This window comes from Fructilactobacillus florum 8D (assembly GCF_000512295.1).
In the GTDB taxonomy this organism is placed as follows: domain Bacteria; phylum Bacillota; class Bacilli; order Lactobacillales; family Lactobacillaceae; genus Fructilactobacillus; species Fructilactobacillus florum.
Window position 1 is genome coordinate 33,886 of record NZ_ALXG01000045.1, and the last position, 12,605, is coordinate 46,490.

A 12,605-nucleotide genomic window follows, 5' to 3' on the forward strand; every position below is an offset into this window, starting at 1 on the left:
GAGAACAGGTGGCACGGTCGGTGGATTTATTTGCACAAGCAGAACAAGACGATCATTCTACGACTTCAGAAGTGGTCGTAGGGCGAGTTGTAACCACTTTTTTTGCTGGCAAGGATAGTTTTTATAAAGTGCTTCTGGTCAAAGTGGAAGAGCATAGCTTTGCCTGGGATGAGGCAGAGATTGTGGTGACTGGTGATTTTGCAGAAATTGGTGATGATATTAGTTATCGATTCGTGGGAAAGCTGGTTGATCATCCCAAGTATGGAAAACAATTTCAGGCAGTTAACTACCAGCGAAATCAGCAGACTTCTGTTTCAGGTTTGATTAAATATCTAGCTGGAAGTGATTTTCCCGGAGTTGGACCCAAGTCTGCCACTAAAATTGTACAAACCCTTGGACTCAATCTTATTGAACAGGTTTTAAAGAACCCCGCAATTTTGGACCGCGTTCCATTAACAGCACAGCAGAAAAAAACGGTTTTGACGACTTTACAACAAAATAATGGCACCGAACAAGTGATTGTGGGGTTAAATAGTTTTGGCTTTGGGAGCAAATTGGCCACAGCTATTTTTAAAAAATATCATGAAGAAGCACTGACAGTTATCCAAGAGGACCCTTATCGGTTAGTAGGTGATATTCCAAACATTAGTTTTAAACGGGCGGATCAACTAGCGCAACAGCTTGGAATTAGCTATAACGATCCCACCCGGTTGCAAGCCGGACTGATAACCACTTTAGAAGAGCTGGCTAATACTAGCGGTAGTACCTATGCTAATCGTGAAGAAGTTGTAAGAGCTAGTTTTTCCGTCTTAAATACAGATCCAAATCAGACAATTGATGAGCAACAGCTTGGTCAGGCATTGCAACAGTTAGTTACTACACAACAAATTATGGTGGTTGATGAAGAAAAATTTTATTTAAAACGGTTTTATGATGCAGAACGCCAAATTGCGAATCAGTTACAGCGGATTGCAAAGGCGCCCACCGCTACTAAAACGATTGACTATGAAACAGCGTTAGCAACGTGTGCCAATCAGCTGAAGATTAACTATGACCAGTCCCAACACCAAGCAATTTTGGCCGCTTTAAACCAGCAATTGTTTATTCTTACCGGTGGTCCAGGAACTGGGAAGACTACAATTATTAAGGGAATCGTGCAGACATTTGCGGTCGCGCAGGAGCTTTCCTTGGAATTATCGGATTATCACGACCAACCATTTCCAGTCTTACTAGCGGCACCAACTGGTCGTGCTGCCAAGAAAATGAGTGAGGCGACTGGGATTCCGGCCAGTACCATTCACCGCTTGTTGGGATTAAATGGAAATGAAGAACCAGGGACTAGCGAAATTGATGGGCAGTTGTTAATTATTGATGAGATGTCGATGGTTGACACGGAGCTCTTTGCTAAACTGGTACAAGCGATCCCCACAGGAATGAAATTAATCTTAGTGGGGGATCAAGATCAATTGCCGTCAGTGGGTCCGGGTCAAGTCTTTTATGATTTAATCCACTCGCAGACGATTGCAACCCAAGAACTAACCCAGATTCACCGCCAAAGTTCTGATTCAACAATTGTTGACTTGGCTCATGAGATCAGAATGGGAATGTTGCCACCAGACTTACTTAAGAAGGCAGCAGACCGAAGTTTTATTCCGTGTGGCAGTCAACAAGTCGTTCAGGTGATTGAGCAGGTAGTTAAAAAAGCTCATCAACATGAGTTTGCTACGGCAGAAATTCAAGTGTTGGCTCCCATGTATCGGGGAGTTGCTGGAATTGATCATTTGAATACAGCCCTGCAACCGGTACTTAATCCACCAGCTGGTCAGGCTGCGAAGGAAGTTAATTATCGAGATACAACCTATCGAATTGGTGATAAGGTGTTGCAATTAACTAATGATGCAGATCAGAATGTTTTTAACGGTGACATTGGGAAGATTGTTGGGATTGATGTGAACAACCAAAAGAAGCCGTATCTAGATAAGCTAATTATTGATTTTGATGATTCCGAAGTAACCTATAGTCGAAATGATTGGAATCAAATTACGCTGGCGTACTGTACTTCAATTCATAAGGCCCAGGGGAGTGAGTTTCAGTTAGTAGTGTTGCCATTAGTCCCTCAATATGGTCGGATGTTACAACGAAATTTATTGTATACAGCGGTAACGCGCGCCGCCGAAAAATTAATTATGGTTGGTGATCCCCAAGCATTTCAGACTTGTTTGGAGCACGAATCAAGCAATCGGAAAACTTTTTTGGAGCACTGGCTACATCAGGTTTTTACATCTGAAGGCGATTCGACAGTTCCCGCAAGGGAGTTGCAGTCTGAACCGCAGGACAAGCTCTTAACGTTGAGTGCCATTCAAAATAATGAAATTGATCCAATGATTGGAATGGATGGGATCGTCCCGACAGATTTTTTACGTACTAAATCAACGAAAACTACGATATAATAAAAGTGAAAGCAAACCATAATTTGAGAGGAAACCGTATGGGTAAAACAACTGCACATCAACCAATTATTTTTGCCTTAAGTTCCAATGAGCCATTAACGGAAAAAATTGCCGCCGTAAGTGGGATGTCGGTAGGAAAAGCCACCATCAATCACTTTAGTGATGGCGAGATTAAAATCTCAATTGATGAAAGTATTCGTGGTGACGATGTTTATTTAGTACAATCACTTTCTGACCCAGTCAATGATAACTTCATGGAACTGATGATTATGATTGACGCGGTTCGGCGCACGAGTGCCCACCGAATCAATGTCGTAATCCCTTATTACGGCTATTCTCGTTCTGATCGCAAAGCTAAGTCGAGGGAACCGATTACAGCAAAATTGGTAGCGTCATTCTTGCAGAGTAGCGCCGTTGATCGGGTAATTGCGCTTGATTTACATGCTGCTCAAATTCAAGGCTTTTTTGATATTCCGGTTGATCATTTGCAACCGGCGCGTTTGTTTGCTGATTATTTGCGTGCACAGCATTTGGATGAGAATGCCGTAGTAGTTGCTCCTGATCATAATGGAGTAGCACGGGCTCGCTCAATTGCGAAGCTGTTACAGCTGCCGCTTGCAATTGTTGATAATCGTGATCCAGAAGATTCTGGGCATATTCCAGAGTCAGTCATTGGTGACGTAGCTGGCAAGAATGCTTTGATTATTGATGATATTATCGTAACGGGACACAAGTTGTTAGTGTCTGCGGAAGCGTTGAAAAAAGCGGGAGCCCAGCAAACGATCGGAGTGGTAACTCACCCAGTTTTTTCAAAAAATGTTTTGGCAAATTTGAAAAATCCAGCAATTGATCAGTTACTAGTGACTGATTCCGTTCAAGTTCCAGCAGACCAACATAGCGATAAGTTAACTATTATTTCGGTTGGCAAGTTGCTGGGCTCCGCATTAAAGTTGATTCAAAATAATGAATCAACACACTTACTATTTTAGGGGGAAATGTTGATGGTTTATCGAGCAAGTGAACATCGATACGATACAATGAAGGTTCGTAGAGCCGGACAGAGTGGATTACAGCTCCCGGCATTATCATTTGGAATGTGGCATAGTTTTGGCGATGACGCAAATTTTCAAGATAGTGAGAAAATTATTTTGGATGCTTTTGACCGTGGGATTTTTAGCTTTGATTTAGCTAATAACTATGGACCTGGTTCAGGGGCAGCGGAGCGAATGTTTGGGCAGGTCTATCGCCAGGATTTAAAACCATATCGAGATGAGCTAGTGATTACTACTAAAGCTGGTTTTCATATGTGGCCTGGAGTTTATGGTAATTTTTCCTCGCGAAAAACGCTGATTGCAGCCTTGGATCGTAGTTTGCAACGCATGGGATTAGAGTACGTTGATATTTATTATTCGCATCGATTTGATCCTGAAACTAAGCTTGAAGAAACAGCCGAAGCCTTGGATAGTATAGTGCGAGCAGGAAAGGCGCTTTATATAGGAATTTCCAATTATGATGGTCCACAGACGGCTCGCATGATTGAGCTGTTTCAGCAATTGCACACACCATTTGTAGTTAACCAAAGTTCGTATAACCTCCTAAACCGCCAAGCTGAAACCGATGGCACCCTTCAGACGCTGGCTGACCATGATGCAGGGTTTGTTGCTTATGGACCATTGGCGGAGGGCTTATTAACTAACAAATATTTGACCAGCAAACCTAGCAATCTGCATCTCCACTGGACTAATAATTTCTTACTAAAAAATGGTCATGAACGGGCTCTGCAAAAGTTGAAGCAATTGAATGACCTAGCTCAAAACCGAAATCAGACGTTGGCACAGATGTCGTTGGCATGGCTGCTAAATAACCCAACCATTACTAGTGTGGTTACGGGGGCGTCAAAAACCGCTCATTTAGATGATAACCTCGCCGCATTAGATCATCTTGACTTTACAGCTGATGAACTGCGTCGAATTGATCAAATTGTAAAGGAAAACTAATATTAGAACAAAAAAAACATCACCAGAATATCTCTGGTGATGTTTTTTGTTCATAGCAACTTTGGTTACAAATAAGGCTCCTAAACTAATTTTTTTCTTTGCCATTGTTCATAATTAGCATTGGTAAAACTAGGGGACTACGTTCTGTTTTTTCGTAGAGAAAGTTTGATAAATCATTGACGATCGCTTTTTGAATTGATTTTTCGTCTGCTTTTTTATTGCTCATGGCACGTCGAATCGTGCGAAAAACTAATTTTCGACCTTGATCTAGCAATTCGCCTGATTCACGCATGTAAACAAAACCACGTGACAGTAGATCAGGACCGGACTGGATTTCTTGGTGTTTAAGGTTAATGGTAGCAACTACTACAACTAGACCTTCCTCTGACAATAACTGACGATCTTTGATAACGGCTTCGTTGACTTTATCGACGCCATTGCCGTCAATGTAAACATCATCGGCTACAAAGCTACCAGCCATGCGAGCGTGATCTTTGGTTAAAGCTAAGACTTGCCCATTTTTGAGGATGAAACAATGGTCAGCAGGAACGCCACACTGTTCTGCTAAACCAATGTGAATTTTTTGCATCCGATACTCACCGTGAATGGGGACAAAGAACTTGGGCTTCATGAGACGAATCATTAGTTTCTCTTCTTCTTGGCCACCATGACCAGAAGTATGGATATGATTTTCATATCCTTTGATGACTTTGGCACCAGCAGCCTCTAATTCGTTTAAAATGCGATTAACGCTGAGAACGTTTCCAGGAATCGGATTACTTGAGAGAACCACTGTGTCACCAGGTTCGATCGAAACCTGACGATGAGTCCCATTAGCAATCCGTGAAAGAGCAGCCATCTGCTCTCCTTGAGAACCAGTACAAAGAATCATTACCTTATTTGCTGGCAGTGATCGGAGCTGGTTGGCATCAATGAAAGCACTGTCAGGAACTTTAATGTAACCAAGGGCGCGACCATTCACGACGGCTGCTTCCATACTGCGTCCAAATACGGCAATCTTACGACCGCGTTGATAAGCAGCATCAATTGCAGTCATGACACGAGAAAGGTTAGAGGCGAAGGTGGCAAAAATAATCCGACCATCAATTTTATCAAAGATGTTACGCACAGATTGACTGACATAGTTTTCAGATTTAGTCCAAACTGGTTTTTCTGCATTGGTGCTGTCGCCCATTAAGCAAAGCACGCCTTCTTCGCCTAGACGAGCCATTTCTTGTAAGTCCGGTGGGGTATTGGTAACGGGAGTTAGGTCAAATTTGTAATCTCCTGTTTCCACGATCACTCCATCAGGAGTGTGCACCGCCACTCCTAAAGTATCTGGGATGGAATGGGTTGTGCGAAAAAAGGAAACACTAGTCTTTTTAAAGCGGAGAACTGATTTTTCGTTGATTTCATGTAACTCCGTTTGCTTCAGGAGATTATGTTCCTCAAGCTTGTTTTTTATCATCGCTAGGGCTAACGGACCAGCATAAACGGGCACGTTAATCGCCTGTAGGATAAAGGGAATCCCCCCAATATGGTCTTCGTGTCCGTGGGTAATTACCAGACATTTAATTTTAGCTTGGTTTTCAACTAGGTATTGGTAATCAGGAATTACGTAGTTAATCCCCAACTGATCTGATTCTGGAAACTTGATTCCGGCATCAATTAGGACAATTTCATCCTGAAATTGAACTCCGTAGGTATTTTTACCGATTTCTCCCAAGCCACCAACGCCGTAGATAGCAGTTTCGTTATTTTTGACGTTTAATTTGCTCATTATTTTTTAAACTCCGTTATTTTAAAAGTCGGTTCTTGTTGTTCAAATTCGAGGTGTTTACCACTAATTTGCTGAATAAATTCAATTTCATAATCAGTGTGTTTAGCAACTAGTTCGCGAACCTCTGCTTCAGTAGTTGCGTCTAAATAAAGCGCCTTAGTAGTTTCGCGTTTGGGGTTTTGTTGAGGTTTAGGTTGATATAAAACTTTAAAAATCAAAATAATCGCTCCTTCATAATAAGTTAATTGATAAATTTTAATGTCGAACAAAAGGTTGTGACAGCACAACAGCTAACCTAATTTTAGCATATCGGAGAAAATAAGTATAGAAAGCTTGTTTTAGCAACTGAGTGCGTTCATAATTTAGAAGCATATTAGTAGGGAGTGAACATCTTTGCATTTAATCAGCGAATTGATTGTGGGTACGGTTGTAGCAGTTGTCATTTATAATATTTTGCATCATTTTTTAGTAGTGATCCCTAATCGGAGGCATCAACAACAGACGAAAACCTTTGTTGACCAAGTCGTCTACACTAGTTTGCGCCGGCTCTCACAACAAACAAAGGGGGCGGTGGCAGCTAAGCCACAGTCGTCACGGGTGTTGTCGAGTGTATGGGGGAGAGGGGTGATGGTGTTTGAATACCGTTATCAATTACAGGATACGAATTCTTTAGACATGCTCCAACCAGCAATTAAAAATCAGATCGAGCAGGTTGCTAAAGATAATGGTTTGATCAACCATAAGCACGACTCACGATTGTTAGTTACAGATTGTTGGCAACAAGCTGACGTACTGGTTTTTAATGTAGCAGACGTTAAAAATAATGCAACGACCGAGTTTATTCATGATCTCAAAAAAATTGATGAAAAATAGCGCTTGGTTTCAAAGTAGTCTTACTAGTCAGAAGGGGAATGTAGCTACCTAAAGTTTTCCTTAAACGATTAGACAATAAAATCTAACGGCAGTGCTTTGACTGAATGTTAGTAGTTGTTTAGCTTACAATACATTCAAAAAATAAAAGACGTCATCCCCAGTTGAAAGTTAATTCAATTAGGATGACGTCTTTATTAGAAATGGCTGACTTAATTGCTCTAATCGATAAAAATTTCGCTTCGATCCCTGCGGAAGGGCTGGTTTTTATCGATATGATCATAAAATAAAGTCCCGTGTAAATGATCGATTTCATGTTGCACAATAATAGCTGGATAGTGTTTTAAGCGAACCTGATGTTCAGCACCATCAAGGTCCTGATAATGAACTGTAATTCGATCAGATCGCGGAACATAGCCCGGGAATTCCTTGTCGACCGACAGGCATCCTTCACCTACAGTCAGGGCCGCCTGCTGAACCGAACTAGAGACGATCACGGGATTGACCATGATTGCTTTGAAGGGAGAAATCTGTTCAGGATCATCTTCATCCGGAGGAGTTAAAACTGCTGCCATCAGTTTGCCGACTCCTACTTGAGGTGCAGCTAAACCAACGCCGGCACGGAGCTGATATTTTTCACATTGCTCCGGATCCTGACTAATTTCTAAATACTGCATCATCTTTTGACCAAGTTTGCGATCTTCAGCACTCAGGGGGTAAGGAACGGTTTCAGACTGTTGACGTAAAATTGGGTTACCATCGCGGGTAATGTCTTTCATTAAATACAAACGAGAAACCTCCATTCACTAACATAAGAATACCTTTAATATTATATGGTAATTTGAAAATAATGGGAAATCGAACTAAAATTTAAGAAAAACTTTGTTTTTTTACAGTGGAATGTTAAATTATTACCAGATTAGTATCTCAACTAAAAGGAGTTGGCGACTTATTGAACCATTACAAATCATGATCGTTGGAGATCAACAGCGGATTCGCCAGTTTATTCAAACATTAATCATGCATGATTGGCCGTTAAAAGTTATTGTAACGGATTTAGCAGCTTTTGAGCCAGAAGTGGTGGCTCAGCGTGGATGCCGTCGCTTTCAACTTCAATCGGTGTCAACGGACTTAACGAAAACGGCTGTTGTAATTTGGCTACCAGACACGACTTTTTTTGATGCTAAAGTAGTGGAGCCGACTGAGGTAGCGCTCTCCTTACGAACGATGATCGACGAATTACGGAGTACCGTTAATCGTCTGGTTTCTGCTGGGTTTGCTGGCAAAATGATTTTTGACGTCCCTCACGACGAAATTTTCACTTATTTTGCAGCTTACTTTTCGGGATTTGCGGTGGAGCAGATTATTGGGGTAGGAACGTTGCCACAAGAAATGCTGTTGCGCAACGAATTGTGTAACCGGTTAGGAGTAGCAAGTGATGATTTAAACGTAAACACCTTAGGATTGAATACCAATAGCTTTGTGGCTTGGAGTCGAATTTATTTAGGTTCGATGAACCTTTTATCATATTTAAAAAGTGAGGACAATAACTTAGATTTGGACTTGTTAGAAGAACTGCAGGCGACTATTTCGGATCAAGCAATCGTTGGCAATGAGATTATTCAGCAAAAAGCAATTTTAAAATTGTTAGATGCCTTATTTTACCAACACGCAATTTTGTACACTGGGGTAGGTCTTAAAAAGAATAAAGACCAGTTACAATTAGCATTGGTTAACAGAATTATTAATACCAAAGGGATGCAGCATGAACTTCAGCTGCCACTTTCAGACCAAGAAGCCCAGGACTTAGCAACGGATTTGGATTTTGCAAATGAAGTCATTACGGCGATTAAAAAGGAAAATTCAGCTGATGGAACGACGAAGTGATAATTATGAATACCCATTATTTGACGATTGGACAACCGCAGAACTGATGGAAGTTTTAGAATTTTTTCGTAATATTGAGCGTGCTTATCAAGATCCTCGCGGGGTACAACGTGAGCAACTTTTGCAAAGTTATCGTAATTTTCAAAAAATCAACCCGGCTCCAGCTGATCAGCACCAATTACAACGTTCGTTTGAAGCTCGGTCCGGATTAGATGGCTTCCATCTAATTAAGAAAGCACGAGATTGTCCGGAGTTGAACTGGATTAAAGCAAAGTAGCGCGGTTCGGTCGTTGACACAATCAGATTTGTTGTGGTAGGATGAGAGACAGAGTTATGACGAATCAGAAGGCAAACGAATTTTAAATTAGATATTAGTTTGAACTAAGGCTGTGACCGTGTCACAGCTTTTTATCTGAATTTACGCTATTCCCGCTGGAGTTGTTCGTTTTACCCACCCTAAAAGGAGGAAATACTTTGAAAACTAGAGATGACATTCGTAACATTGCAATTATTGCCCACGTTGACCATGGGAAGACGACCTTGGTGAATGAACTTTTAAAGCAGTCTGATACGCTGAATGGTCATGATGAAATTCAAGACCGAGCTTTGGACTCTAACCCAATTGAGAGAGAGCGTGGTATTACGATTCTTTCAAAAAATACAGCGGTTAAATACGATGGCAAACAAATTAATATCCTAGATACTCCCGGACATGCCGATTTTGGTGGGGAAGTAGAACGGATTATGCGGATGGTTGATGGAGTTTTATTAGTGGTTGATGCCGCCGAAGGAACGATGCCTCAGACTCGGTTTGTGCTTAAAAAAGCTTTGGATCAACACCTTACTCCCATTGTTGTCATTAACAAAATTGATAAACCTGGAGCTCGTCCAGAAGAAGTGGTTGACGAAGTGTTGGATCTCTTCATCGAACTTGGTGCTGATGAGAGTCAGTTGGAGTTTCCGGTTGTGTATGCTTCGGCCATGAACGGAACTTCTAGTACAGATCCAGCTCTGGACTCGCAAGAACATACGATGAAACCAATTTTTGACGCCATTTTGTCAAACATTCCGGCTCCAATTGACAACTCTGATGAACCACTTCAATTTCAGGTTGCCATGCTAGATTATGATGATTTTGTGGGTCGCATTGGAATTGGTCGGGTCTTTAGAGGTACCATCAAGATTGGCGATAACGTCGTGGTGATGAAGCTCGATGGTTCCCAGCAGAAATTCCGTGTTACTAAGATTATGGGATTTGTTGGTTTGAACAAGGTTGAAATTAAGGAAGCCCGTGCGGGAGACCTGATTGCCGTTTCCGGAATGGAAGATATCAACGTGGGAGAGACGGTTGCAGCTGCTGATTGTCTTGAGGCATTACCTATTCTACGTATTGATGAGCCCACAATGCGAATGACCTTTGGAACCAACACTTCCCCCTTTGTTGGAAAAGAAGGTAAATTTGTGACCGCCCGTCAATTGATTGACCGGTTAAGTCGGGAACTTCATACTGATGTTTCATTACGAGTTGATGAAACTGATGATCCAGGTTCATGGGTGGTTTCCGGTCGTGGAGAACTGCATCTTTCGATTTTAATTGAAACCCTACGTCGTGAAGGATTTGAACTCCAAGTTTCTCGCCCCGAGGTAATCTATAAGGAAGTTGACGGAGCCAAATGCGAACCATATGAAATGGTTCAAATTGATACTCCAGAAGAATATTCTGGTACGATTATTGACACCCTGTCCCAACGAAAGGGTGAAATGCAAAACATGGAAAGTGTGGGGAATGGTCAAACGAGATTGAGTTTCTTAGTACCTTCTCGAGGCTTAATTGGCTACTCTACTCAATTCTTGTCCATTACGCATGGATATGGAATTATGAATCATAGCTTTGAAAAGTATGCTCCGGTAGTTAAAAATTGGGATCCCGGTCGTCGTAATGGGACCTTAGTTTCGATTAACACTGGGAAAGTTACCACTTATGCTATCATGGCGGTTCAAGATCGAGGACAGATCTTTACCGATCCTGGAACTGAGGTTTATGAAGGGATGGTTGTTGGTCAAAATTCGCGTGATAATGATATTTCTGTTAACATCACTCGTGGTCGCAACCAGACCAATGTGCGGGCTGCTGGTTCCGAAGATATCGCCAAAGTTAAAGCTCCTGTTCATTTAACGTTGGAAGAATCACTTGAATTTTTGAATAGTGATGAACTATGCGAAGTTACGCCGGAACATATTCGCCTGCGGAAACGAATTTTGAACACGAATGAACGAGAAAAAGCGGCAAAAAAACAAAAACATAACCACTAAGCTTAAAAAAACCACTCCTAACGAGTGGTTTTTTCGTAAGGTTTGCTGGAGCGATTAGTAAAGGTATGAAAATCTTCTCAAAGACTAGTACAATGAAACTACTAGCAAACAACGATGTCTGAGGAGCGTTTCCATGAAAAAATTTTTAAATGGAATTGATTGGTATTTGTTTTTTCCTTATATTATCCTGTGTGGAATTGGAATCGTGATGGTTTATTCAGCCAGTGCAGGGATGGGGATGTTACATCAAGGAATGGCACAGTCCTATTTGCATAAACAAATTTTATTTGTAATTATTAGTCTGATGATTGTGTTAGGCATGTCTCGCTGTCGCTTCGTTTATTTGAAAAATATCACTTTTTTGATGGTAGCAGTTTCAACAATGTTTTTTATTTTGATTGCACTGCTTTTTTTGGGAAAAAGTATCAATGGAGCTTCTGGCTGGATTACACTAGGATCATTTAGTATTCAACCAGCGGAATTGTGTAAATTCTTGTTCATCGTCTACTTTGCCCACCTTTTTTGGAAGCGACGTTTTTTGATTGCTCAAAATGGTGCTTTGAGAACCTTTTTTTGGCCCAAAAAATTTTATCCTTTAATGCTTCCAGTGGTAATGATCTGGCTGATTTTTATTCAACCGGACACTGGTGGCGCTCTGATCAACACGTTTATTATTTTGGTGATGTTTGGAACAACAATTACTAGTAAGCGATGGTTGACGCTGTATTCGCTACTAGTCATGATTGGACCGCTAGCCTTATATCGAATTTTCAAAAAACCAATTGGGCTTTTTTTTGCAAATAGTCATCATTATCAATTTCAGCGGTTTGTTGCCGTTTATAATCCGTTTCTTCATCCGCAATCATCAGGACAACAACTTATTAATTCATTTTATGCAATTAGTAATGGTGGTTTATGGGGTCGGGGTCTAGGTAATAGTATTCAAAAAATGGGATATTTAGCTGAACCTAACACTGATTTTATTTTGCCGATCATTTCTGAAGAATTAGGATTAGTTGCCGTTATTTTTGTGCTTGGCTTATTGTTAATGTTAATTGTTAGATCAATTGATATTGGATTTCGCAGTAATAACATTTATTACAGTTCGATTTGTTATGGAACCGCTGCCTATTTATTTGTCCAGACACTTTTAAATGCGGGTGGGTCTGTTGGATATATTCCGTTAACCGGAGTGGCTTTGCCCTTTGTTAGCTACGGGGGTTCGAGTATTGTGACTCTAAGTCTCTGTTTGGGTATGGTAATGAGTATTAGCCGAATTGAACAACATCAAGGATTACTATAGTCGTT

Annotated in this window: 11 protein-coding genes; 8 read left to right on the plus strand and 3 right to left on the minus strand. The window is 41.1% G+C overall.

Annotation, left to right across the window (positions count from 1 at the left end; translation table 11 throughout):
* The first annotated feature begins 20 nt into the window (after nt 1–20).
* From recD2 to B808_RS05480, 3 genes are read left to right on the plus strand one after another with little or no spacing between them, the layout of a single operon-like run.
* Nucleotides 21–2,450, plus strand: coding sequence for an SF1B family DNA helicase RecD2 (gene recD2, locus B808_RS05470; RefSeq protein ID WP_449751278.1), 2,430 nt, complete (start codon nt 21–23; stop codon nt 2,448–2,450).
* A 38-nt stretch (nt 2,451–2,488) separates the two neighbouring features.
* Complete coding sequence (locus tag B808_RS05475; protein WP_035422387.1) at nt 2,489–3,439, plus strand: ribose-phosphate diphosphokinase; 951 nt, start codon at nt 2,489–2,491, stop codon at nt 3,437–3,439.
* Nucleotides 3,440–3,451: 12 nt separating this feature from the next.
* Nucleotides 3,452–4,447 carry an aldo/keto reductase gene (locus B808_RS05480; protein ID WP_035422388.1) on the plus strand — a complete coding sequence of 332 codons (996 nt, stop codon included), beginning with the start codon at nt 3,452–3,454 and terminating at the stop codon, nt 4,445–4,447.
* A gap of 85 nt (nt 4,448–4,532) precedes the next feature.
* Here B808_RS05480 and rnjA read toward each other — a convergent pair whose 3' ends face one another.
* The gene (rnjA, locus tag B808_RS05485) at nt 4,533–6,227 is read right to left on the minus strand and encodes a ribonuclease J1 (protein WP_009167153.1); all 1,695 of its coding nucleotides are present in this window, start codon (nt 6,225–6,227) and stop codon (nt 4,533–4,535) included.
* Nucleotides 6,227–6,445 (minus strand): DNA-directed RNA polymerase subunit epsilon, encoded by a 219-nt coding sequence (locus B808_RS05490; protein WP_035422390.1) that lies wholly within the window; start codon nt 6,443–6,445, stop codon nt 6,227–6,229. Before B808_RS05490 ends, rnjA begins: the two co-directional genes overlap by 1 nt.
* Before the next feature lie 175 nt (nt 6,446–6,620).
* Between B808_RS05490 and B808_RS05495 the strand changes: the two genes are divergently transcribed.
* Nucleotides 6,621–7,100, plus strand: coding sequence for a hypothetical protein (locus B808_RS05495; RefSeq protein WP_035422392.1), 480 nt, complete (start codon nt 6,621–6,623; stop codon nt 7,098–7,100).
* Between the two features lie 218 nt (nt 7,101–7,318).
* Here the strand turns inward: B808_RS05495 and def are convergent, their stop codons facing one another.
* Nucleotides 7,319–7,885: a peptide deformylase gene (def, locus tag B808_RS05500; protein ID WP_009167152.1), complete on the minus strand. Its 567-nt coding sequence runs from the start codon at nt 7,883–7,885 to the stop codon at nt 7,319–7,321.
* A gap of 112 nt (nt 7,886–7,997) precedes the next feature.
* Between def and B808_RS05505 the strand changes: the two genes are divergently transcribed.
* The 4 genes from B808_RS05505 (at nt 7,998) to B808_RS05520 (ending at nt 12,600) form a co-directional block, all read left to right on the plus strand.
* Entirely contained in the window at nt 7,998–8,984 is a 987-nt protein-coding gene (locus B808_RS05505; protein WP_155830462.1) for a Rossmann-fold NAD(P)-binding domain-containing protein, read from the plus strand.
* Nucleotides 8,968–9,261 (plus strand): UPF0223 family protein, encoded by a 294-nt coding sequence (locus B808_RS05510; RefSeq protein WP_009167150.1) that lies wholly within the window; start codon nt 8,968–8,970, stop codon nt 9,259–9,261. The genes B808_RS05505 and B808_RS05510 overlap by 17 nt, the downstream gene beginning before the upstream one ends.
* Nucleotides 9,262–9,458: 197 nt before the next feature.
* Complete coding sequence (gene typA, locus B808_RS05515; protein ID WP_035422394.1) at nt 9,459–11,297, plus strand: translational GTPase TypA; 1,839 nt, start codon at nt 9,459–9,461, stop codon at nt 11,295–11,297.
* A gap of 133 nt (nt 11,298–11,430) precedes the next feature.
* Nucleotides 11,431–12,600 (plus strand): FtsW/RodA/SpoVE family cell cycle protein, encoded by a 1,170-nt coding sequence (locus tag B808_RS05520; RefSeq protein WP_035422397.1) that lies wholly within the window; start codon nt 11,431–11,433, stop codon nt 12,598–12,600.
* The last annotated feature ends 5 nt before the right edge of the window (nt 12,601–12,605 follow it).

What these genes read in the sequence shown, in the direction of transcription:
- B808_RS05475 (WP_035422387.1), top strand. Translation starts at nt 2,489, where the DNA reads ATGGGTAAAACAACTGCACATCAACCAATTATTTTTGCCTTAAGTTCC.
- B808_RS05480 (WP_035422388.1), top strand. Translation starts at nt 3,452, where the DNA reads ATGGTTTATCGAGCAAGTGAACATCGATACGATACAATGAAGGTTCGT.
- rnjA (WP_009167153.1), bottom strand. Translation starts at nt 6,227, where the DNA reads ATGAGCAAATTAAACGTCAAAAATAACGAAACTGCTATCTACGGCGTT.
- B808_RS05505 (WP_155830462.1), top strand. Translation starts at nt 7,998, where the DNA reads ATGTTAAATTATTACCAGATTAGTATCTCAACTAAAAGGAGTTGGCGA.
- B808_RS05510 (WP_009167150.1), top strand. Translation starts at nt 8,968, where the DNA reads ATGGAACGACGAAGTGATAATTATGAATACCCATTATTTGACGATTGG.
- B808_RS05520 (WP_035422397.1), top strand. Translation starts at nt 11,431, where the DNA reads ATGAAAAAATTTTTAAATGGAATTGATTGGTATTTGTTTTTTCCTTAT.